General features: G+C 40.4%; 29 protein-coding genes. 9 read left to right on the top strand and 20 right to left on the bottom strand.

What is annotated here, in order from left to right:
* Positions 1-431: 431 nt before the first annotated feature.
* Complete coding sequence (locus tag KS419_RS21125; RefSeq protein ID WP_217068644.1) at positions 432-1,394, bottom strand: calcium/sodium antiporter; 963 nt, start codon at positions 1,392-1,394, stop codon at positions 432-434.
* A gap of 110 nt (positions 1,395-1,504) precedes the next feature.
* Positions 1,505-2,176 carry an HAD family hydrolase gene (locus KS419_RS21120; RefSeq protein ID WP_217068642.1) on the bottom strand — a complete coding sequence of 224 codons (672 nt, stop codon included), beginning with the start codon at positions 2,174-2,176 and terminating at the stop codon, positions 1,505-1,507.
* Positions 2,177-2,494: 318 nt separating this feature from the next.
* On the opposite strand from KS419_RS21120, the gene KS419_RS21115 reads away from it, so the two are divergent.
* From KS419_RS21115 to KS419_RS21090, 6 genes are all read left to right on the top strand, one after another.
* On the top strand, positions 2,495-3,904 hold the full coding sequence (locus KS419_RS21115) for a sodium/glutamate symporter (RefSeq protein WP_217068640.1): 1,410 nt from the start codon (positions 2,495-2,497) through the stop codon (positions 3,902-3,904).
* Positions 3,905-4,023: 119 nt separating this feature from the next.
* Complete coding sequence (locus KS419_RS21110; RefSeq protein ID WP_217068638.1) at positions 4,024-4,221, top strand: helix-turn-helix transcriptional regulator; 198 nt, start codon at positions 4,024-4,026, stop codon at positions 4,219-4,221.
* Between the two features lie 13 nt (positions 4,222-4,234).
* A complete protein-coding gene (locus KS419_RS21105; RefSeq protein WP_217068637.1) occupies positions 4,235-4,606 on the top strand; it encodes a permease in 372 nt (123 codons plus the stop codon).
* Positions 4,607-4,626: 20 nt separating this feature from the next.
* Positions 4,627-4,998 (top strand): permease, encoded by a 372-nt coding sequence (locus tag KS419_RS21100; protein WP_217068636.1) that lies wholly within the window; start codon positions 4,627-4,629, stop codon positions 4,996-4,998.
* 223 nt (positions 4,999-5,221) lie between these two features.
* On the top strand, positions 5,222-5,425 hold the full coding sequence (locus KS419_RS21095; RefSeq protein ID WP_217068649.1) for a helix-turn-helix transcriptional regulator: 204 nt from the start codon (positions 5,222-5,224) through the stop codon (positions 5,423-5,425).
* The gene (locus tag KS419_RS21090) at positions 5,426-5,869 is read left to right on the top strand and encodes a hypothetical protein (protein WP_217068635.1); all 444 of its coding nucleotides are present in this window, start codon (positions 5,426-5,428) and stop codon (positions 5,867-5,869) included.
* A 58-nt stretch (positions 5,870-5,927) separates the two neighbouring features.
* Here KS419_RS21090 and KS419_RS21085 read toward each other — a convergent pair whose 3' ends face one another.
* Complete coding sequence (locus KS419_RS21085) at positions 5,928-6,152, bottom strand: DUF3892 domain-containing protein (protein ID WP_217068634.1); 225 nt, start codon at positions 6,150-6,152, stop codon at positions 5,928-5,930.
* 171 nt (positions 6,153-6,323) lie between these two features.
* A complete protein-coding gene (locus tag KS419_RS21080) occupies positions 6,324-6,911 on the bottom strand; it encodes a DNA-3-methyladenine glycosylase (RefSeq protein ID WP_246594342.1) in 588 nt (195 codons plus the stop codon).
* Between the two features lie 192 nt (positions 6,912-7,103).
* On the opposite strand from KS419_RS21080, the gene KS419_RS21075 reads away from it, so the two are divergent.
* Together KS419_RS21075 and KS419_RS21070 are read left to right on the top strand one after the other, a co-directional pair.
* On the top strand, positions 7,104-8,066 hold the full coding sequence (locus KS419_RS21075; protein WP_217068631.1) for a D-2-hydroxyacid dehydrogenase: 963 nt from the start codon (positions 7,104-7,106) through the stop codon (positions 8,064-8,066).
* A gap of 207 nt (positions 8,067-8,273) precedes the next feature.
* Positions 8,274-8,453 (top strand): hypothetical protein, encoded by a 180-nt coding sequence (locus KS419_RS21070; RefSeq protein ID WP_217068629.1) that lies wholly within the window; start codon positions 8,274-8,276, stop codon positions 8,451-8,453.
* Positions 8,454-8,558: 105 nt separating this feature from the next.
* On the opposite strand, the gene KS419_RS21065 is transcribed toward KS419_RS21070, so the two are convergent.
* Both KS419_RS21065 and KS419_RS21060 read right to left on the bottom strand, forming a co-directional pair.
* Positions 8,559-9,503: an aldo/keto reductase family protein gene (locus KS419_RS21065; RefSeq protein WP_217068627.1), complete on the bottom strand. Its 945-nt coding sequence runs from the start codon at positions 9,501-9,503 to the stop codon at positions 8,559-8,561.
* A gap of 126 nt (positions 9,504-9,629) precedes the next feature.
* Positions 9,630-10,052 (bottom strand): DUF1801 domain-containing protein, encoded by a 423-nt coding sequence (locus KS419_RS21060; protein WP_217068625.1) that lies wholly within the window; start codon positions 10,050-10,052, stop codon positions 9,630-9,632.
* Between the two features lie 312 nt (positions 10,053-10,364).
* Here KS419_RS21060 and KS419_RS21055 point away from each other — a divergent pair, with 312 nt between their 5' ends.
* The gene (locus KS419_RS21055; protein WP_217068623.1) at positions 10,365-10,841 is read left to right on the top strand and encodes an NUDIX hydrolase; all 477 of its coding nucleotides are present in this window, start codon (positions 10,365-10,367) and stop codon (positions 10,839-10,841) included.
* Positions 10,842-10,942: 101 nt separating this feature from the next.
* On the opposite strand, the gene KS419_RS21050 is transcribed toward KS419_RS21055, so the two are convergent.
* The 14 genes from KS419_RS21050 to KS419_RS20985 form a co-directional block, all read right to left on the bottom strand.
* Positions 10,943-12,658 carry an ABC transporter ATP-binding protein gene (locus tag KS419_RS21050; protein ID WP_217068621.1) on the bottom strand — a complete coding sequence of 572 codons (1,716 nt, stop codon included), beginning with the start codon at positions 12,656-12,658 and terminating at the stop codon, positions 10,943-10,945.
* Positions 12,659-12,857: 199 nt separating this feature from the next.
* Positions 12,858-13,718 (bottom strand): hypothetical protein, encoded by an 861-nt coding sequence (locus tag KS419_RS21045; RefSeq protein WP_217068620.1) that lies wholly within the window; start codon positions 13,716-13,718, stop codon positions 12,858-12,860.
* Positions 13,719-14,079: 361 nt separating this feature from the next.
* Positions 14,080-14,802: a CoA-transferase subunit beta gene (locus tag KS419_RS21040; RefSeq protein WP_217068618.1), complete on the bottom strand. Its 723-nt coding sequence runs from the start codon at positions 14,800-14,802 to the stop codon at positions 14,080-14,082.
* Positions 14,802-15,623: a CoA transferase subunit A gene (locus KS419_RS21035; protein WP_217068616.1), complete on the bottom strand. Its 822-nt coding sequence runs from the start codon at positions 15,621-15,623 to the stop codon at positions 14,802-14,804. The genes KS419_RS21040 and KS419_RS21035 overlap by 1 nt, the downstream gene beginning before the upstream one ends.
* A 116-nt stretch (positions 15,624-15,739) precedes the next feature.
* Positions 15,740-17,071 (bottom strand): CoA-disulfide reductase, encoded by a 1,332-nt coding sequence (locus KS419_RS21030; RefSeq protein ID WP_217068614.1) that lies wholly within the window; start codon positions 17,069-17,071, stop codon positions 15,740-15,742.
* A gap of 89 nt (positions 17,072-17,160) precedes the next feature.
* Entirely contained in the window at positions 17,161-17,418 is a 258-nt protein-coding gene (locus tag KS419_RS21025; protein WP_217068612.1) for a EutN/CcmL family microcompartment protein, read from the bottom strand.
* A gap of 15 nt (positions 17,419-17,433) precedes the next feature.
* Positions 17,434-18,045, bottom strand: a complete 612-nt coding sequence (gene pduL, locus KS419_RS21020; RefSeq protein ID WP_246594349.1) for a phosphate propanoyltransferase — start codon at positions 18,043-18,045, stop codon at positions 17,434-17,436.
* Between the two features lie 69 nt (positions 18,046-18,114).
* Complete coding sequence (locus tag KS419_RS21015; RefSeq protein ID WP_217068610.1) at positions 18,115-18,390, bottom strand: BMC domain-containing protein; 276 nt, start codon at positions 18,388-18,390, stop codon at positions 18,115-18,117.
* 301 nt (positions 18,391-18,691) lie between these two features.
* Entirely contained in the window at positions 18,692-18,970 is a 279-nt protein-coding gene (locus tag KS419_RS21010; protein ID WP_343215106.1) for a BMC domain-containing protein, read from the bottom strand.
* Complete coding sequence (locus KS419_RS21005; RefSeq protein WP_217068607.1) at positions 18,970-19,389, bottom strand: BMC domain-containing protein; 420 nt, start codon at positions 19,387-19,389, stop codon at positions 18,970-18,972. Before KS419_RS21005 ends, KS419_RS21010 begins: the two co-directional genes overlap by 1 nt.
* Positions 19,386-19,676 (bottom strand): BMC domain-containing protein, encoded by a 291-nt coding sequence (locus KS419_RS21000; RefSeq protein WP_217068605.1) that lies wholly within the window; start codon positions 19,674-19,676, stop codon positions 19,386-19,388. Before KS419_RS21000 ends, KS419_RS21005 begins: the two co-directional genes overlap by 4 nt.
* A gap of 36 nt (positions 19,677-19,712) precedes the next feature.
* Complete coding sequence (locus KS419_RS20995) at positions 19,713-20,033, bottom strand: BMC domain-containing protein (protein ID WP_217068603.1); 321 nt, start codon at positions 20,031-20,033, stop codon at positions 19,713-19,715.
* A 9-nt stretch (positions 20,034-20,042) separates the two neighbouring features.
* Positions 20,043-21,665, bottom strand: coding sequence for an aldehyde dehydrogenase family protein (locus tag KS419_RS20990; protein ID WP_246594340.1), 1,623 nt, complete (start codon positions 21,663-21,665; stop codon positions 20,043-20,045).
* A 14-nt stretch (positions 21,666-21,679) separates the two neighbouring features.
* Positions 21,680-22,498 (bottom strand): class II aldolase/adducin family protein, encoded by an 819-nt coding sequence (locus tag KS419_RS20985; RefSeq protein WP_217068601.1) that lies wholly within the window; start codon positions 22,496-22,498, stop codon positions 21,680-21,682.
* Positions 22,499-22,578: the final 80 nt, after the last annotated feature.

Genomic DNA, 22,578 nt, shown 5'->3' with positions numbered 1-22,578 from the left:
AGCTCCTCTTTTGTCACTTCCTCCTTGAAGGATGCGACATTAGGGCGGGGATCGGCTTCTCTTTTGTCGCTTCCTCCTCAAGGATGCGACATTAGATTCGGGATCGGCTTCTCTTTTGTCGCTTCCTCCTCAAGGATGCGACATTAGATCGCGCCTCGGCTTCTCTTTTGTCGCTTCCTCCTAGAGGATGCGACATTAGATCGCGCCTCAGCTTCTCTTTTGTCGCTTCCTCCTAGAGGATGCGACATTAGATCGCGCCTCAGCTTCTCTTTTGTCGCTTCCTCCTCAAGGATGCGACATTAGACGAGGGCTACGCCCTGCATGGGCTTTCTTTTCACATAAATCGGTAAGCATGAAATATCACCATTTACCTATAACAGATCCTTTATTATTAAAATAGTTTGATCTTATCTTGGATCTTACTTAGGCGATTAATTCCTTAAAATAATATAGATAAAATATAGAATATACGCCGTTGCCAATGACAGCCCTTCGTATTTTCCCACCGTAAGCTGTGTTTTCGAGAAGATCAATAGGGCAATCGTTAAAATAATCATGAAGATAATATCAATGAAGATGATGTTATTCACAGGCAACGGGGTAATTAACGAGGATATCCCAAGAACAAACAGAATGTTGAATATATTACTCCCAACAATATTACCGAGGGCAATCTCACTCTGTTTTTTCAATGCTGCAGTTACAGAAGTGATCAATTCTGGTAACGAAGACCCGATAGCAACGATTGTAAGGCCAACTAATGTTTCACTCATCCCAAACCGGACGGCGATTGTCGTACTGCTTTCCACAACAAAATATCCCCCTAGTATAATCGCCCCTAACCCTAGTATCGTAATGAATATGTTTTTTCCCCATTCCTTCGTGGATGTCTTCACTTCCACTTCTAAAGACTTATCCAGATTTCTGCTATTTCTCGCTACTTCAAAAATGTAATACATAAAGATTGAGAAAAACATAAGTAGAATAATCCCGTCACTGCGCGTAATAATGTTCTCTGCTACGCCTTGAAACATGATGTCATTGATCATAACTAATAATACAAAACTTGCCAGTAATGTGAATGGGAGTTCTTTTCGAAGAGTTTGGCTTTCCACTTTTAATGGGAAAATAAATGCAGTAACACCTATAATTAATGCTGTATTAATAATGTTACTTCCCACAATATTCCCAATTGTGACTTCCGAGTTTCCTTCAAGTGCAGCGATGATACTCACCGTTGCCTCAGGGGACCCTGTCCCAAACGCAACGATCGTTAGCCCTACAATCAGGGGAGGAACCCTTAGTAAACTTGCTATTTTCGAAGAACCTTGGACAAAGTAATCGGCTCCTTTGATGAGTAACGCAAATCCCACAAGTAATAATACATACGTCATTTCTGTCACCAACCTATTGAATCAGTGTTTATAGACTTTACTGGAAGGACGAAAAATATGAATGACTTCTCTAGGTAAGAAAACCTATACTTATCTTTTAAAAGCAGATGTTATGTGGAACTGGGGATGACTTTCTTTACAACTTGCTCTAAAGTGAATTCTTGCATAGATTCCAGTTTCAAATCATAGTTTGTAAATTTGAGATGAGAAGTGGCCTCGTTCGGTACGACTACACAATAAATTTCAGCAGCCTTTGCTGCCTTCAGCCCATTAAGTGAATCTTCAAATGCCACTGCTTCATGAGGTTTCACCTCCAAATTTTTCAAAGCGGATAGATACAAATCTGGATAAGGCTTTACTTTCTCCACTGTATCGCCCGTATGAATCGAATCGAAGTAGTGGAGAATATTAAATTTTGTTAATTGTTCATCAATCCAGGTCCGGTCAGAACTTGAGGCTAAGCCAATCTTATAGCCCCTCTTTTTTGCAGATTCAAGGTATTCCCTTACCCCAGGCCTTAAATCTTGGTTCTTCATGATTCTTTTATGTATTAGTCGCGCCTTTGCCTTCATTTCATCAATTTCCATGGAACCATTTAGCTGATTCTTTAAGTTAACGTATGGATCAAAGTCTTCAAAGGTGGGGTTGCCAATACACTGCGCATAAAGTTCTAGTGGTAAATCAACTCCATGTTCCTGATACAGCTCTCTATTCGCTAAAAACCATGGTGTTTCCGTATCAATAAGTAATCCATCACAATCGAAAATCACTGCTTTTATCATATGGTTTTTCTCCTTTTTTCTATGTACTTTACTCCACCCAATTCTACGATATTTGTGGATCACTAACAATTATGAACCACAAATTTCACGTTCGACAAAAACTGACAAGTGCCTGTCACCTGGCATGCAAAAAATTAACGGAATCTGGCATTTATCCTTTGAAAATCTACCCGATTTCATGTATACATACAATAGTGGTCTAGAAATATTTACTGCTGCGGTGAATATGATTCGAAAAACTCACACTTTACTTTGGGCAATTATTCATTTTAACATTTATTTTCTATGTGAATTATCAAAGGAGGCTTTAACTAGATAATGACACCAAACATCATTGGACTCGCTTTTATTGTTTTGGGAGTTTTTATTGTATTAGGGAAGTGGGTTAGAGTTTTTACCCCATTATTACAGCGGCTCTATTTACCTTCTTCCATCATTGCAGGACTTCTCGCTTTATTAGTTGGACCTGAGGTTCTCGGACGAATCGTAAGTTTATTTAGCTCAGACGATTTCTTTTTAACACAAGGGCTAATTAGTGAAAACATATTAGCCGTATGGAGCACGTTGCCTGGACTTTTTATTAATATTGTATTTGCATCACTTTTTTTAGGAAAAACATTACCAAGCTTAAAGAATGTTTGGATTATTGGGGGACCTCAAGTAGCTATGGGACAAATGGTCTCATGGGGACAATATGTCGTTGGTCTCTTACTCGTTATCTTCATCCTAACCCCGTTTTTCGGAGTCAATCCCTTAGCTGGTGCATTGATTGAAATCAGCTTCGTTGGTGGCCACGGAACGGCAGCCGGACTATCAGGTACTTTTGAGGAACTAGGTTTTTCAGAAGGGGTTGACCTTGCCATTGGTCTTGCAACAATTGGGATATTAACAGGGGTAATTGTCGGGATTATTTTAATTAACTGGGGTGCAAGAAAGGGACATGCTAAACAAATAGGAGCAAAATCGGGAATTTCAACGGAAGAAAACAATGGAATCATCGAGTTTGAAAATCGTGAGTCTGCCGGTCGTATCACCACTCGCCCAGAATCCATCGAAACTTTCTCATTACACCTCGCTTACGTTGGGATAGCTATCGGAATTGGTGCGATTTTATTAGAGGGACTTATTTTATTAGAGGCATGGACATGGGGACCGTTAACAGATACGTACTTAATGATCTACCTCCCTCTTTTTCCATTGGCGATGGTCGGTGGGATTATCGTTCAGGCAATTTCCGATCGGTTCGATAAATTTAAAGTAATCGACCGGAGTATGATAGACCGTATCGGTGGGTTTTCACTAGACTTCTTAATTGTCAGTGCCCTTGGAACAGTTTCGTTAGCGGTAATTGGGGACAATCTTGTACCATTCCTCTTATTAGCCGTCACTGGGGTGATTTGGAACGTGTTTGCTTTCCTCTTCCTGGCCCCAAAGATGATACCTTCCTACTGGTTTGAACGGGGTATTGGTGACTTCGGACAAGCGACAGGTATCACCGCTACTGGTTTATTACTAATACGTATAGCGGATCCGGACAGTAAAACACCTGCATTACAAGGTTTTGGATATAAACAAATCTTATTTGAACCGTTAGTTGGTGGTGGGCTATTTACTGCTGCTTCCTTACCACTTATTTTCCAGTTTGGCCCAGTTGCTATTTTAATCCTGGCCATAGTGGTAACGATCTTTTGGTTAATTTTCGGATTACTTTATTTTGGACGGAAATAATATGTACTAACATATTGAGCTCCAGGATATTTCCTGGAGCCTTTTTCTAAATAGAATGTAAAGTTACCTTGACGTAAAGTTCGCTTTACATTACACTGTAGCTTAAAGAGGTGGACATTTTGAAAAACATTTTAGCTGAATTAAGAAAAAAGCATGGTTTTTCACAAGACCGTCTTGCTCTGGAACTTGGAGTTTCCAGACAAACGATAATCTCCATTGAAAAAGGCAAATATAACCCTTCCTTGCCGTTGGCTATGCAAATGGCAAAGAAATTTAACACCACCGTGGAAGAGATCTTTATTTTAGAAGAAGATTAAAGGGGGAAAATTCGTGGAACGGGTAATGTATTATATTTTTGGTATCTGCTTTCTTATTATCGGCGCTTTTTTTCAATTTGTTGCTTTTATGGCCGAGGCAAGACCAGTGCCGGAGTCATATATCATCTTTGCTCTGGCAGTAGTTTGTTTAAGCACAGGTTACCTTCAACCACAATTCAGTCAAAAGGACGAGCGGAGCAAAATGATTCGCCAAAAAGGAACGTTTTATTCTTACTTTATTTTCGTCATTTATTATTTTTTATTCTCCTACCTTCTGAGTAGGGGGATCGTTGACTTGTCTGCTAGGGAAGTATTGAATATGTATGTCACCTTAATGGTTTGTACTGTATTTTCATCTTTTGTCATAGTCAGTAAAGTTCATTAATAAAACGAGAGGAGAAAAATATGGAAAGGAAAATATATTATTTCATCGGGGGATTCTTTTTCCTTTTTGGGGGATTTTACGCTGTAGTTGGCTTGATGGTAAACAGTAATCCCACTATCCTGGTTTTACCTATCCTAAGCATGGGGGTAATGGGGATATCTCTGGGTTACTTATCTCCCCAATTTCGCCAGAATGATGAGCGGAGTAGATACATCCGGCAAAAAGGGATGGTTTTTTCCATTGGTGCCATCTTCATTTATCAGGCAATATTTATTCTTCTGCTTAATTTTAACTTCATTACTATTTCTGCAATACAATTAATCAGCATTTTATGGACATTAACCACATGTACTGTTTTTCTATCGATGGTCATCGTTTCAAAATACACGTAGAATCACGTTACGTTTTTGGTAACGACTGTTGCCTTATTTTTGTCGCATTCACTGGGTTTTCATTCAATATTTATTAGTAGTACGGTACGTGAAATACCTCAAAGAGGTGCTTTAAGCTACATTCTCGAACCCTTCATGCAATATATATATTGCATTTTGTACAATATATATTACAATATGGATAAGGAGCTTTTATACCTTTTGGAGGAAGGACTGATGTCTTCTGAAAAATTCAGTCAAAATCGCTAGAGTTCAGGCCAATCTAACCCAGCATCAACTTGCTGATAAGATTGGAGTAACCCGCCAAACCATCAGTTTAATCGAAAAGGGAAAATATAATCCCACCTTAAAACTCTGTTTGGATATTTGTTATGCCGTTAACAGAACACTGAATGATTTGTTTTGGGTGGAAAAGGAGGATGACTAATTGTTTAAAAAAATTGAAGATGAGAGACTAAAACTGGAAAACTTAAAAAATACCCGTATCATATTTATCTTTCAAACTATATTACTTTTTGGGTTGTGGATTTATGATGCAGGCATTCAAGGAAAAGGAGTATCAGGTACTCCAATAACCATCATCCTTCTATTAACTTCCGTTTTTTCCCTTTTGCTTAATATGAGGGTTTCTGTGGAAAATGAAAACAAACCAAAGAATGAAAACTCCTTTCTGCATTCATACCCTAAAATCGTTGCCATGTGCGTAGTGATTAGTCTAGTAATAGCCTCCTTCATTTTGCTGATAACTCCCGACTATCCTTTGCGGGATTCCATGATAATAGGAGCTGTCGTTTTCATCTGTTTTCTATCCGTATTTTCTTTTACTTATTTTGTGAAGAAAAAACAACATCAAGAAGAAGATATGGAATAAACTCTTCAAATAGGTTATTCGACAAAAACCGGGAGGTGCCTGTCACCTCCCGATTACACTAGAATGTTGGTAAGTTGTCTAGGTTATTTTCTTTGATGCCATCGGCGTCACTTCTTAAGTGTTCTTCTCCATCTCTCCCCGTGAAGACATTTACATGCTCAATGTCCCCGGTTTTAGCCATTTGCTGTGCTTGCTTGTAGTCTACCACTTCTCCTGACGATAATTGTAACTCCACGATGTCACCTTCATTATTTTTTCTTACAGCTGTAATCGTTTTTGCCATTGTTTATCGCCTCCTTGAGATTATTTTGCTCGTATATTCACAAAAATATGTAACCGAATCATGTTTACTAGTCCAATGAGCGCTTTACATAGAGGAACGAAAAGGAAGGTTTCTCTAAAAATAGTATGGTGGCATTCAACATTTGCCTAAATACATTGCAGAAAGAATAATTTATTTTGAAACAAACGGACTCCCTTTTTCCCAAAAGCGCCAAGGGTAATCCCTTGCTTCCCCACTGTTCTCAATTCCGATTCGTGGGCCAGAGACAAGTTCATCGCAGACTCTTCCCTCTGCAATATATAATGGTGGTTCCATGAAAGTCCTGCCATAGTCCCCTTTGACGATTCCTAAAGCCTTCGTCAGTTTCCCGGGACCACTTGTTAACTCCGTTATCCGTTTTCCCTTCCCTCGTCGCTCATACATGAGGTCGACCCCTTCAAAAGGTTCAACGGCACGGATCAAGACAGCTTCAGGATGACCCACTTCTCCACTTACTACATTAACGAGACAATGGGTGTGCATAACATATGTATAAACATACCCTGGGGGTCCAAACATTACTTCCGTTCGTTTTGTACGGCGATTCCCATAACTATGTGCTGCCCGATCTCCCGGACCAATATAGGCTTCTGTTTCCACAATCCAACCAGATGAAACTCCCTGTTCCGTTTCTTTAACGAGCAGTTTCCCAATGAGAGCTTGCGCAAGATCTAAAGTCGATTGCTGAAAAAATGATAATGAAACTGGTTTACCAATCATAATCATTAAATCTCCTTTAATTAATTTATAATTTAAACGTTCTTAATGAATTATTCCCCCGGCTAAATAGGCCATTCCAATAAGCTTTTAAACATATAACCCATCGTCACTTTCACTGTGAGGTTGTATAAAGTTACACTACGTATTGTTTTATATTATAATAATGACATCTTTATAGAGGGGATGAACAGGATGGAAAAACGAAAGCTTGTTATAACTCATAACTTAAGTGATCAGTTAACTGAAAAAATTAAAAATGTCATTCCCGATTGGGAAATTGTTGTTGGAAAGGATCGAACCATCTGGGAAGAACATTCATCGGATGCAGAAATCATTGCTGGCTGGAAAGACGGGATCGACCGTTTCTGCTTAAAGGATGAAACGAAACTTCAATGGATCCAGGCATGGAGTGCCGGGGTGAACAGTCTGCCCCTTGAACAACTTGCTTTGAAGAACATCTACACAACGAGTGCGAATGGCGTTCATTCTTTCCCGATTTCAGAGACCATCTTCGCGTTAATGCTCGGTTTAACGAGAAAAATACATACTTATGTCCAAAATCAACAAAACAAAAAATGGCATCATGCGAACATGAAATTAGAGATACATGAAAAAACAATTGGTATTCTTGGTGTGGGAGCGATTGGAAAAGAAACGGCAAAAATAGCCAAAGCATTCGGAATGCATGTCATTGGAGTTCGCCATTCTCCTAAGGAAATGGAATATGTGGATGAAATGTATACAACCGCTCAGTTAAGTGAAATCCTGCCACGTTGTGATTATGTCGTTATCACCTTACCACTAACAAAAGAAACCTACCAACTATTTGGAGCAGAACAACTTCTGCAAATGAAGAAGACAGCTTTTTTAATAAACATTGGCAGGGGTGATATTATCGTGGAGGATGAATTAATTTACGCACTGGAACAAGGACAACTTGCAGGAGCTGGACTGGATGTATTTGAGACCGAACCCTTATCAGAAGAAAGTCCCCTCTGGGAAATGGATAATGTCATTATTACTCCACACACCGCCGGGTCTACCGAACACTATGACAAACGGGTTATAGAAGATATTTTTATCCCAAATTTAAAGGCGTATGTTAAAGGAGAGACACCTTCAGTGAATCTAGTGGATTATAATAAAGGGTACTAGATGCTTCAAAGGATAGGTATTTGCTTGCTCTATTTGGTAATTAAGTAAAGTACCGTCCAAAAATATAATCAAGAACAAGGACGATCGCTTACATGCATGAACCTATAGTTGTATTTATATCCTAGAATTTATAAAAATACCTCTGACGATTTTTAACTAACGAGTTCATTTCAAAGCCGCAAACAAACTATCCACAAGCAAAAACACATGAGATTTCTGCTGAAATCTCATGTGACTGTTGCAGGAAAGTTGAATCGTGCATTTATTCCACGGGAGGATGTGGCAAAAGTTATCTACAGGGCACAGGATGAAAAAAACAAATTCAGACATTCCTTCGACCTAGTAACTGGAGAAACACCCATTGCCACTGCATTAAAGCAACTATAATATATACGTTTGGATATTCTGAACCGGTATATTTCAGAGGAAAAGACAAACGAAACAGCTGAATCGCAATCGATTCAGCTGCCTTCCTCGTCAAACATTAGTTATCTACGCAAGAATTGTTTCGATTCGGGATAACGTATCTTCCGAAAGGGTAACGTCGATCGCCTTCACATTTTGTTCCACTTGTTCCGGCTTACTTGCACCAATTAACGCACTGGCAACATTCGGCTGTCTTAAAATCCACGCCAAAGCAAGTTCAGGAAGAGTTACATCAATACCCTTTGCCACTTCTTCCAATTCTCCCACTTTCTTAAAAACATCTTCATTCAGCATCCCCGTAATAAACTGATTGATGGATTCATTTGCTGCACGGCTGTTAGAAGGAACTTGTCCCCCTTTATACTTTCCGGTCAATACCCCTTGTGCCAATGGGGAAAATACCACTTGACCGATTCCATATTTTTCACTCACAGGAATAATTTCAGGTTCAATATACCGGTTGAACATATTATATATTGGCTGATTCACCACAATCCGATCCAGTAAATATTTATCAGCAATACCGACAGCCTCTTCTATTTGTGCTGCACTCCATTCACTAACACCGGCATACAAAATTTTTCCCTGACTGACTAAATCATCTATCGCACGTAACGTTTCCTCCACAGGAGTTTCCGGATCATATCGATGGCAATAGAAAATATCCACATAATCTAAGTTCATCCGTTTTAAACTGTTGTTCACTTGCTCCATCACATGCTTTCTGGAAAGTCCCCGGTCATTGGGTCCATCTCCCATGGGCCAAAATGCTTTTGTTGTAATCACATAAGATTCACGGGGATACTCCTTTAATGTTTGCCCCATGACACGCTCCCCTTCTCCCCGTTCGTAAACATTTGCAGAGTCGAAGAAATTAATACCAAGTTCATACGCTTTATGTATGGTCTTCGCAGCAAGGTTATCTTCCACAGATTTTCCGTAGGTTAACCAACTACCTAAACTAATTTCACTTACTTTTAATCCAGTATTGCCTAATCGTCTATACTTCATTAAAACTCCTCCAATGTAATGTAAGTGATGTGTGTAATGATTAACACACTATAATTGTACTCAAAAGGAGCTGATAATAAAAGCAGGAACACCATCTTTCGAATACTTCATGTTATGTTCCCTCTCTTATTGATCTGGATACATTTCTTGTAAAAAGCTTATGGACTGGCTTATCAAATTCTTTAAAACATCCACATCAATATCCGCCAATTTATTAATGTACACACAAGCTTTTCCAGAGGTATGTTTCCCGAAGTTCTTTAATAATTCTTCCCTTTTTGTATCTCCGGTGGCAAAATATAGACTGATTTTTGCTTTCCTTGGGGAGAACCCTACGAGTGGAGCATTCCCTTCATGACCAGAGGCGTATTTATAGTGATAGGACCCAAAGCCTATGATACTTGGTCCCCACATTTTAGCCTCATACCCCGAGGTCTCTGTGAAAATGTCCAAAAGTCTGTAGGCATCTTCTCGTTTTTTAGGACTATCTACCGATTCAATAAATTCAATAACACTGTTGTCAGTTTCTTTCGTCTTTAATTCATACACAGATATCAGCTCCTCGATATAGTATTTTTTACAATCCCAGATTAAGCTCACACGTATTGAAAAAGTCATAAGGTATCTCTATTATACTTTCTATTTTACCATTCACACGAAGGAAACTAGCTCATATAACATGTTTTATCACATTTTCTCGTGTTTTGAACCATTTTAAGAAAGAAAGTGGACGGGCCGGCGAGTGAGCGGAGAATTGCATATTTCCAGGGTATTTCAATAATCTTTTTTCAGTATGTTAAAATACGACTATGAAAACACATTAAATCGCTTGTCATGACTGTTAAACCAAAGGAGATACAAATGGGATATGTAGAAGATTTGAGAGAACTAGTTGGTCAGCGTCCGTTATTATTTGTTGGAGCTGTAACAATTCTTGTTGATGAATTCGGAAGACTATTAATACAGGAACGGAACTATCCTAAGGGCAAATGGGGTTTGCCTGGGGGATTAATGGAACTGGGAGAGACAACGGAAGAAGCTGCCAGAAGAGAATTATTTGAGGAGACCGGACTAACGGTGAATGAATTAAGCTTAATCAACGTTTATTCCGGCGAGGAAAACTTTGTCGTTGCTGAAAATGGGGATGAATTCTATGTCGTTGTTATTGCCTATTTTGCAGACAGTTTCAGTGGAGAAATGGTCGTTGACTTGTCTGAGTCCGTAAGATGTGAATTTCTTTATCCTGATGAATTACCGGAAAATCTCGTAAAAAGCCATCGAAAAGCAATTGATGATTTTCTTGCTAACCATTATCAATATGACAAATATTCGAGATAAAATGTATTATTGAAAAAGATGGAGGATTGGTCAAATTGAAGAACACTTTTGTCCAATCCTCTTTTTCAAACTATGCATCATTTAGAAGCAAAGCAATTGTCTTATCTTCCAAACTGTACTCGATGCAGATTTGCAAAAATGCCATTTTGGTTTAATAATTCATCATGACTGCCTTCTTCAGCAATACCATCCTCAGTTACTACAACCACCCGGTCCGCATTTCTTATAGTAGCTAATCGGTGCGCAATGACAAGTGTTGTTCTGTCCTTCGAAAGCTCTGTCAATGCCTCATGGATGATCATTTCCGTTTCCGTATCGAGGGCTGAAGTGGCTTCGTCCAAAATAAGAATTGGAGGATTTTTAAGGAACATTCTTGCTATCGCAATTCGTTGTTTTTGACCTCCAGAGAGCTTTAATCCCCGCTCCCCAATTTGCGTTTCATATCCATCTGGAAGGGAATGAATAAAGGATTCTAAATGAGCACGACGTGCCGCGTCCGCAATTTCTTCATCGGATGCATCCAGCATTCCGTAGGCAATGTTTTCCTTGAGAGTTCCAGTGAAAAGGAAGACATCTTGCTGAACGATTCCAATCTGAGAACGGAGCGACTCCTTCGTCATCTCTCGGATATCCATTCCATCAATGGAGATCGCCCCTTTATTAACATCATAAAACCTTGGAATTAAAGAACAGATCGTCGTTTTTCCTGCACCGGAAGGTCCAACGAAAGCTACTGTTTCTCCGGCATACAGATTAAGGTCGATTCCGTCTAATACAGGTTTATTGTTCTCATATTGAAAGCTTACATTTCGAAACTGGATATCCCCACGGAGAGTCTTTACTGCAACGGCATCCTCCGAATTTTTTACCTCAGGTTCTGTATCAAGCATTTCCGTTAACCGTTTAAATCCTGCCATCCCCTTCGGATAAAGTTCCATGAGCGCACTGATTTTATCAATTGGCTTAAATAACACATTCACGTAGAGGATAAATGCAACCAGTTCCCCATAAGATAGTTGGCCAGTAAAGCTTAACCACGCTCCAAAAACAAGTACAATTAAGATAATAAACCTTGTCATCATATAAATGCCGGAGAGGCTAAAGGCCATGACTTTATAGGAAAGGATTTTGGCTTTTCGGAACTTTTTATTTTCCTTATTGAATCTAGAAATTTCAAATCTCTCATTAGTAAACGACTGGACGACCCGTACCCCAGAGACACTGTCTTCCACTCTTGCGTTCACATCGGCAATATCGCGGAACATCTGCTTCCATGCTTTGTTCATCTGGAGATTACAGAAAATGATAAGCCCGATGAGGAGTGGTACAATACAGAGAATAACAAGGGCTAGTTTTACATTAATTGTGAACATAATCCAAAACGCACCAATAAAGGTCATGACGGCAATGAACATATCTTCTGGCCCATGATGTGCCAGCTCTCCAATATCAAACAAATCATTTGTAAACCGGCTCATAATATGACCTGTTTTTGTATTATCAAAATAGCGAAATGATTGCTTTTGTACATGTTCGAAAAGTTGTTCCCGCATATCTGTCTCGATATTGATTCCTAGTTTATGTCCCCAATAATGAACAACATATTGAAGAAACGTGCTTAACCCATAAATCAGAAAAAGGGCTACCCCAACCCAGGCAATAGTAGACCAATTTCCCGTTGGAAGGAGGGAGTCCACAAACCACTGTACTGCAAGTGGGAATGCCAACTCTAAGATGGCCACAACCACTGCACTGCTGAAGTCAGCAGCAAACAGTTTCTTGTGAGGGATATAATAAGATAAAAAACGACGTATCAACCTACTTCACCTTCTTCAAAAATATTATAATACTAGAATTATAGATGGGTTCTCCCTGATAGGCAAACCTTTTATTTCGAGTATAGAAATAAACATAGGCTCCAGACCAGGACAGACGTGTCTAAATTAAGCTCCAATCGTGAGCCCGATTCCTGAAATGGAAAGGGGAATGTCGTAATAACCACATTCCCCAGTAGTATTAAAACTCTATAGCGTTCATTTCATAAGTATAGCCTATGCCATCTTCCACCACCACTTTTAGTTCCACATTACGAAACTGCTCTTCTTCTCTTCCTTCTACTCTGTATGTTTCGCTGTAAAAAATTGTTTCTTCATAATACTCATTACGAAAATGGGGATTTTCACTAAGAATATCTATTTCTTCTGTTAAAACCCCATCGATATACAAGTAAGCCATCGCTTTTTTTATCTTGAAGTCTTCCCGATTTTTGGAGATGGTAAATTCATGATCTAAGTAGTTATAAATATCAATTGTGAAATCCAAATGGCCGGAATTCAATTGATAGACTTCTGCATGAATATTCATTCTCGATTCAAGCTGATCCCCATAATTAAGGGCAAGAAACTCCTCACTCCGTTTACCAGTATCTGAGGATGCGATGATTTGTGTTTCATAATTTCCGTTTACTAGAAAGGAGTGTTCCACGGAAAAGTTTAGTCCATTTCTTTGTACTACATTTAATTCCTTCCAATTACTGTCCCCTTCTTCTCTGTATAAAAAAGAGACCTCTTCGTTTTCCTGAAGGTCCCTAAGGCGCCATTCTAGAATAACGTCAATTAATTTTTCATCAATATTCACTTCTTTAATCTCATACCCTTTGGATTGGACCCATATTTGATCCTGTACCATTTCGTTTACTTGTTCGTAAACTTGAGAGGAAATGGAAGACATAGAATGATTAATATCTTGGACATTATGACGGATATTATCTAATTCATAAAGTCTTTGTTCCACCGCACTGATTTTGGAATACGACATACTTGCTATAAGAAGAACAACGACAACGAGACTGTATAAAACCACATCTTTCTTTGACAACGGAACCCTTCCCTTCCACTGCTAACAATTATTTGATTACATAAGAGAAATATAAACTATAAATCTCATATGTGCCATCACATTTTTAACCAACTATAAGAAAAGCGCAAGCGCCTATGAACACGAGCGTAGGGCAGTGGAGGAATGACAACTAGAAGTTCGCTCTTTGACTTCGGTTGTCACTTCCGAAGTGGCTTAGGGACTGTAAAAGTGGAAAAGCACCACTTTTTCAGTTCCCATGCGAGTAGGCGCTGGAGCTGGACAACTTGCCCGAAGGTGCAAAAACTTATACTTTCTTACCTTTTAAAAAAATCCCCTAATCGTTTGAAGGGGATTCACAATATATTTCTATAGGAAGACATTAAAATTCCAACGATCTTAAATCATCAGGATCAATTTTTTTCAACACCTGCAGCTGTTTTTCAGTTGGTGGAAGAGTGTATTTCACTTCGTCATAAAGTAGTTCGAAAGCCGTATTTTCCTTTACTTCTTCTAAGGAAGAGGTTGGATGGATGCTATCTAAATGCAGTTTCCCATAACGATATTCAAAGATACAAAGGGGTGTCACAATTTTCCAGAGGTTCCCCCTAGTCGTAATGAAGTCCACTTTCTCCACAAACGTCCGCCTGTCATGCTTCGTTCTCCATATAATTGCTTTTTTAGCCGTTGGGATAAGCACTGCACTCCCTGCCCCACCTGGCAAACGGACTTTCGGTTTATGATAATCACCAATGACCGAGGCGTTGATATTTCCATTGATATCAAACTGAATTCCCCCTAAGAAGGCCACGTCTAATTTACCACGCATGGATAAATCAAATACTTCTTCCAAGGGATAATAGGCTTCTGACGAGTCCACTAGATCAGCACCTGCAGACGAATAGGATGCACTCATGACGGAAGAGGGATTAACCCCCCCTGGGATATTTAAATGAACTAAGTTTGGAGCATGGAGCTGTTTTGCCAAATGCATCGCTACCATCGGGAGATGAGAGGACACACCGTGAAATACGGTTTCCCCGTCATAAAGGAGGTTCGCGATGGCACAGGTCATTAAATCACTTGTACGGTAACTCTTATTCATCAAACCATCCTCCCTCCGTAATCCTTTTTCTCATAACTTTGGATATACTCTTCCACTTCCCGTTTTGTTTTCTTCGTCAAAAAGGAAGTGAGTGATTTCTCATCGATATCATAGTACTTATTTACAGAAGTGGGGGAGGCCCCTTTTGGTGAATGGACAATGGCGTGGACGAGGAATCCCGGAATATCAATTCTCTCATTATTGCGTTTCATAATCGCATCCGGTACTATTTTTTCCGTCGTCAAAATGACTTTTGTTGCTGCACGGGACATTAGTACATCCTCGAACTTTGGTCCGTGAATAATAGCATTTCCGTTCTGATCGCATTCCTGTACATGAATGACAGCAATATCCGGGACAATCGCCTTGACTAATGTGATAGGTTCTCCTCCAAATGGATCCTCCACGACTTTAAAGTAATCATTCTTTAAAAGGAGATCCCCTACATTTAATCCTTTAATGGGCATAAAAGGGACATTCATCTTGGCGGCTCTCAATGCCCCGATGACAGTATAGCAGGCATGTTCATTTGTTTTTATATGTCCCTTCTGAACGGCATTTCGATAGTGAGAAGCCAAGCCGAATTTTGTTTCATAGCTGACAAAGCCTGCATCAACGGTGGAAACAGAATCCATTGCACAAAGGAGATCGATATCATGGGCACCTGCTGTTTTTACTAGCTTTAAGTTGTTCTTGTTTTGCCTCGTAAGTTCCCTCACAAATGCCATTGGCGTCCTATGTAAGACATTCCCTCCAATTGCCAGAATGTCTCCGTTTTCCACTAATGAGGCGGCCTCTTTTAAATTTAATGTTTTCTTCATTTCCATCACCAACTACCTCTGTTTTGGTTGACTAGACTATTCCATCGCTCTGAAAAAAATAGATTCTCGTACCTCAATCGTTTTTTACACGCAGTCGATTCAAGTGGGAACTGAACTTATTTGACAGCATTTGAGGCAATATGAATCGCATCCCAAACCCCTGCAAATGGAGGGGCGTAACAAAGATCCGTCATTCCCAATTCATCAGCAGTCATCCCATTATGAATCGCAACTGCAAACACATCAATTCGGAGTACGGCTCCTTTTCTTCCAATAGCTTGGGCACCTAAAATCCTCCGCGAACGTTTTTCACAAATAAGCTTAATCCAAAGGGGAGTTTGGTTTGGATAATAACCAGGGTGATCAGCGCTTTTGACAAAAACGGTTGTATAATCAATGGCCATTTTTTTCGCATCACTCTCCGACAACCCAGTTCTTCCCAATTCCAAATCAAACACTTTTATGGCGGCGCTACCAAGCGTACCAACATATTTCTGTCTTTCTCCCGCAATATTTGCCCCTGCAAGGCGACCACATTTATTCGCATTTGTCCCTAATGGAATATAAGCATTTTCTTCCATCACTTTATGATATACTAAGGCACAATCTCCCGCAGCGTAAATATTTTCCACATTGGTTCTCATTTCCCGGTCAATCTCAATGGCACCATTATCTGATAGTCGAATATCTGTTCCTTCAAGGAATTTCGTTGCCGGTTTAACTCCGATCGCTAAGAGAACGAGATCTGCTTCGTATGTTCCTTTATCTGTCTTAACTGACTGGACTTTACTATTCCCATCAAAACCTACAACTTTTTCTCCCAGATGGAGCTGAACTCCTTGTTTATTTAATTCTTGCTCCACCATTTCAGTGATTTCCTTATCAAAGGTTGTTAAAATTCGTTCCGCTAATTCCACTACACGGACATTCTTTCCTAATGTCCCCATAGCTTCCGCCACTTCAATCCCAATATAACCGCCGCCTACGATCACAACGTTCTGTATTTCTGGGCGATTTACTAGTTCCTTTAACTTAATCCCATCTTCCATCGTCTTCAGAACATGGACATTCTCCAAGTCCACTCCTGGGAAGGGAGGAATGACCGGAACTGTCCCTGTGGAAATCATTAGTTTGTCATAACTGTCTAGAAAAATATCATTCGTCTCTAAATTCTTCACCATGATCTGTTTTTTTGCAGGAACGACTTTCAAGACCTCATGCTTTAGAAGAATGTCAATACCCATACTGTCAAAATGATCTTTTGTTCTGGCAATCATTTTTGTATAATCATCATTCTCACCAGATACGTAATATGGGAGCCCACAAGCTCCATAGGAAAGAAACCCTCCTTTTTCATAGACTGTCACTTGGGCGTCCTTGTCCATTCGTTTCAGCTTCGAGGCTGCCGACATTCCTGCTGCAATTCCTCCGATTACTAAAAGCTTCATCCTTTATCACCTACTTATTTTGACGTATAAGATTGTCTCCATCTTCTAAAGCATCCCCAATTACATTTTATCCAAAAACGTAAATCCAGTTACTTCTCCATTGTAGGTGCTTGATCCACAATTCCAACTACGATTGCGTCAATTGGGGCGTTCTTAGATAATGCATGCTGAACGGCGCTTCCCTTTGAAACGAGGACTAATTCCCCTTCCCCTGCTCCAATGTCATCTGCTGCTACAATGTAATCCCCTTCACCATAGCAAGGTTTAATAACAAGAAATTTATATCCCTGGAGTTCCTGATATTTTCTCGTGGAAATAACTCTACTAACCACCTTGCCTATTATCATTTTCATTGACCTCCATCATTCTATAAGTAATTTTAGCTGTTGATTTTCCCTAATCCCAAATGCGTTGGCATCATCGGTGTCGATGTGCATATCAAGGGCATAGTTTTCCTTGACACGTATCGTCACTTGACCCATCACACCACCTTTTTCCCCATCCACAAGGACCGAAACCTTCTGTTTATCCATAACACCAAAATCAAGTGCATCCTGTGGTGTCATATGGATATGACGATCGGCTATGATACATCCTTCTTGTAATCTAATGGTCCCTTTTGGACCAATGATCGTGACAGGTGATGATCCAAGGATGTTTCCTGAATTTCGGACTGGGGGAGAAATACCAATTCTTCTCCCATCACTCCTTGATATCTCCACTTGCGTACGTGTCCGCTCCGGCCCGAGAACACGGACATTTTCAATCGTCCCCTCCGGTCCTTGGATCGTGACTTTTTCATTACAGGCAAACTGTCCCGGCTGTGATATTTCTTTCAATTTAGTCAGCTTATATCCATATCCAAAAAGGGCTTGAACGTGCTCTTTTTGAAGGTGGATGTGCCTGCCAGATACACTTACTGGGACGTCTCTTTTGAGTGGGCTGTCTTGAATTAGGAGATGTTGTTTCTGCAACTCCTCCACCACGGATCTCGTGATTTCCTCCAGCAATTCATTCCTATTATCCACGTTACCTCACCGCTTTTACTTTAGATTAGGTAATAGTTTTGTTACGTCTCCATGTGGTCTTGGAATAACATGTACGGCTACTAATTCCCCGATACGTTGTGCCGCTTCAGCTCCCACCTCTGTGGCAGCCTTTACTGCTCCCACTTCCCCTTGTACAATAACAGATACGAGACCTGAACCGATCTTTTCACTGCCTACGATTTCCACATTCGCTGCTTTTAACATGGCATCAGCTGCCTCAATGGCTGCTGTTAACCCTCTTGTTTCAATAACTCCTAATGAACTGGACATTGTATTTCCCCCTATAAAAATAAATTATTATTGGCTCTTTCCGCATAGATAGTTATTTTTAAGCTAAATTTTTGCTTGGATACACTACAGGCAGACGCTTTCACACAAGGTACAAGTGCGACATCTGCTCATTCATCGCAGTGTCTTCTTTGCCGCCGGGCACGGATGAGGCTGGGACAAAAATGTTTTAATCATTGCAAAATCGGAACGAAATGATAGTTGAATATACTGCTATGGTTGTGTATTGTTCAGATTTTCAATTGAACACTTTAGTTATGTCCCAGTCTCACACCAATCTAGCTTACTTCAAACTTGGTAATAGTTTTTCCACATCTCCGTGTGGTCTTGGAATTACGTGAACTGCCACTAATTCACCGACACGTTGTGCAGCCTCTGCTCCAACTTCCGTTGCTGCTTTCACAGCACCAACATCACCTTTTACAATGACAGAAACAAGTCCAGATCCGATTTTTTCGCTCCCAACTATTTCCACGTTCGCTGCCTTTAACATAGCGTCTGCCGCCTCAATTGCTGCTGTAAGTCCTTTTGTTTCAATAATTCCTAATGATTCACTCATGATTATTCCTCCTCAGATTTTGGTTTTCTTTTTCTTGTGCGTTTTGGTTCCACTTTTTGGGACACTTCCACTTTCCATTCCTTCTTTATCCCCGTTTCCTCCAGGGCACTATCAGTACCACCAGAAGAAGGAGAAGAAGAAGGCAATATAAACTTTAGTATTTCCTCATGTGGGTTCGTGATTGTCAGTGCTTTTTTCAAAGGGGTTGATTCTTTCTTTTCACAAATTTGTCTGGCCGTTTCCACAGCCTCATTAACATCAGATATACTTCCCCCCACAATGATCGTTACAAGTCTTCCTCCAAGGTAGTTTTCACTAGTTAAAAAATCCACATTCGAGGCTTTACATACTTTATCTACTAACTCTAGTGCAAACGTAAAATACTGTGTTTCCAATACCCCTATCGCCTCGTAGCGTTTCATGTGTCACCACCTTTGTTCTCGCGGGGAATGAGTTTCTCCAGCCCATCGTATGGCCTTGCTATAGCACGGACTGCAACTAACTCACCTTTACTTTGCGCCACATCGGCACCAACTTCCAGTGCCGCCTGAACGGAGGCCAAATCCCCTTCAATCATAATAGTGATCATACCAGACCCTGTACGTTCAATATTGTATACATCCACAAACGCTGTTTTTACCATGGCATCTACACATGCAATGGCAGACACCATTCCAATCACTTCTATTATTCCTAATGGACGTTCCATCTCCACTCCCCCCTCCCTTATGACCCTAGTAAACTACTAACGAATCTTTACTTTTCCTAGTGGAAGTAGTTTTTCTAAACCCTTTAACGCGGAAGGAATAAGGTGAGTTAAAATGTCCTCTTCGGGAATATGCTTTTTTGCTTCCCCTTTTGCCACTTCAAGTGCCACTTTCACATCGGAAACAGATCCAGTGAATTTGACCTGCACAACGACCGGTATCGGAGCATGGTCCCCTTGTGCTGGGTTATTACAATCCATTCCTTCGATTGTAATATCAGCTGCTTTACATGCTTGATCCATGGCTGCCAAGGCAACACTGTAGCCTTGCACTTCTAAAAAACCGATTGCTTTGGTCATGTCATTCACCTATCCTATGATTCGAAATCCGCCGTCTGCAAGGACACAGCGCCGTTGTCTCGTGAACGTTTTGGCCGATGTAATACCTTCACCTGTTGGACCGGCAATCGTCATCGTAGTGTGACCTTCTCCACCGAAACCAACGCCGGCTAACGAAGAAGCATTTTTCACGAAAATCGTCGTCTCTATCGCCCTGGCAAACTTCGTTAAATGATCTATATTTTTGGAGTGCATCATCGCCGTATGCTTATTCCCATGCTCCGCACGAACTGCTTGTTGAATCGCTTCATCTAAATCCCTTACTCTAACGATGGGCAGGATTGGCATCATTTGCTCCAGTTGAACGAAAGGATGATCTGCATCCACTTCACAGATTAAGAGTTTCACATTCCCTTTCGGCTTTGCCTTTAGTTCTGTCAAAAATTGAGTGGCGTCTTTACCAATCCATTTTTTTGAAATATGATATTTCCGCTTCGGATCATCGGAACATCCAGCCGCTACTTGTTCCTTATTTTCCACGAGTGCGAAATTCATTACTTCGTTTAACTGATGGCGGTCCAACATGTAAGCTCCATTGTTTAACAAGTGAAAAATCAAGTCATCTGCTGCGGAATCAAGGACAAATACTTCCTTCTCTGCAATACATAGGAGGTTGTTATCGAATGACGCCCCTTCTATAATCGACTTTGCTGCATGCTCTATGTCTGCCGTATCATCTACGATGACAGGGGGGTTACCTGCTCCGGCACCGATTGCCTTTTTCCCTGATTTTAACAATGTTTTTACAAGTCCAGGCCCTCCAGTTCCCACAAGGAGCTTCACCATAGAACTGTCAATCAATTTCTGCATCGTTTCAAGGGTTGGGTTCTTCACCATCGTTACTAGATTAGCAGGACCACCTGCACCTTGAATCGCTTTGTTGATGATGGTAATAACCCTGGCGCATGATTGCTTAGAAGATGGATGGACATTAAACACCACTGAGTTACCGGCAGCAAGCATAGAGATGACGTTATTTACAATCGTTTCCGTAGGATTCGTAACTGGTGTGACGGCACCAATTAAACCAAATGGAGCCTGTTCCACAATCGTTAATCCGTTATCTCCAGAAAAAGCTGCAGTACTCAAATCTTCTGTTCCTGGAGTTTTTAAGGCTGCCAATTCGTGTTTAGCTATCTTATCTTGATAACTTCCGATCCCCGTTTCTTCATAAACCAATCTGGCCAGTTCCTTTGCTTCTGTCATAACCCCTTCACGGATCGCTTGGATAATCCGTTCCCGATCCTTTAGTTCAAATCGTTTAACATAATCCAGTTGTGCCATATAGCCTGCTTCAATTGCCAATTCGATTTTTTCAAAAACACCAAACGTTTCCATCCCAGTGTTAAATACCGGATTAGAATTGGTAGAAGCATTTACTTTCGGTGAAGGCGTCCTGTTCTGCTGCTTGCTTGTGGAGCATGCTGTACTAACGGAATCCTTTTCGGTTATTTCCTTTAGCTTTATGGGAATGACTGAATTCGTGTTTCCTTCTGAATGGCCAGGAGGAGCAGGTCCAATAGCGGATTCCACATTTTTCATAACCGATTCAATAATCGTCTGTATATCTTTTTCTGTGAGGTTAATACTCAAAGGTTCTCCCCCTTTCAAGCGTTATATTTCCTTAAGACACTATCCGTTACTGTTTGAACAATCGATGCGATCACTTCGTCTTTCCTTGTATCTCTTATGGAAGAATCTCCTGCCTTCACACTAGTTTCCATCCCCTTTGATGGAAGGTTACAGGGAGGAACACCACCTGATGTAATACCAAGTTTGCCACGAATATCAATTAAATCTTTAACCTGGGAACAATCTAGTTCATTTGCCTTGTTCATAATATTGGTCGTATACATCAGCATGAGAGCGTAGTGTTCGAGAGATTCCATCCGGTAATATGCTTCAATTAAGTCTCTGCCCCACGTTAACGCCCCATGATTGGCAAGTAAAACGGCATTATGGTCTTTACAATAAGGCGCAATAGATTCAGGAACCTCTTCCGTACCTGGTGTTGCATACGGCGCCACTGGGACTGTCCCTAACAGAACAACTGCTTCCGGAGAAACTGGTTTATCTAAACTAATTCCTGCAATCGCAAAGGATGTGGCCACAGGAGGATGGGCATGAACAACAGCATTCACTTCCTGATTTTCATGATAAACTCGCAGATGCATTTTTACTTCCGATGATGGTTTCCTATTTCCGCTTAGTATTTTTCCGGACAGGTCCATTTTCACCATCATATCTGGTGTCATAAATCCTTTGCTTACACCAGTGGGCGTCGTCCAGATCGTATTAGGTCCCACTTTCACGGAAATATTTCCGTCGTTTGCTGCAACAAAATTTTTATTATAAACTCGTTTCCCTATTTCACATATAAGCTTTTTCGCTTCAAAATCGGAGTAATATTTCTTCTTATCAAGCACAGGTGCACCTCCTTCAAATACATTCCTACAATTGAATCTCTTGTTATTATTTTCTTCCTATTATAACTGTTTGTCAATCA

It is taken from the genome of Evansella tamaricis (assembly GCF_019042215.1).
In the GTDB taxonomy this organism is placed as follows: domain Bacteria; phylum Bacillota; class Bacilli; order Bacillales; family Salisediminibacteriaceae; genus Evansella; species Evansella tamaricis.
The sequence above is the reverse complement of the archived record's forward strand: the minus strand, read 5'-3'. Positions and strand labels throughout refer to the sequence as shown.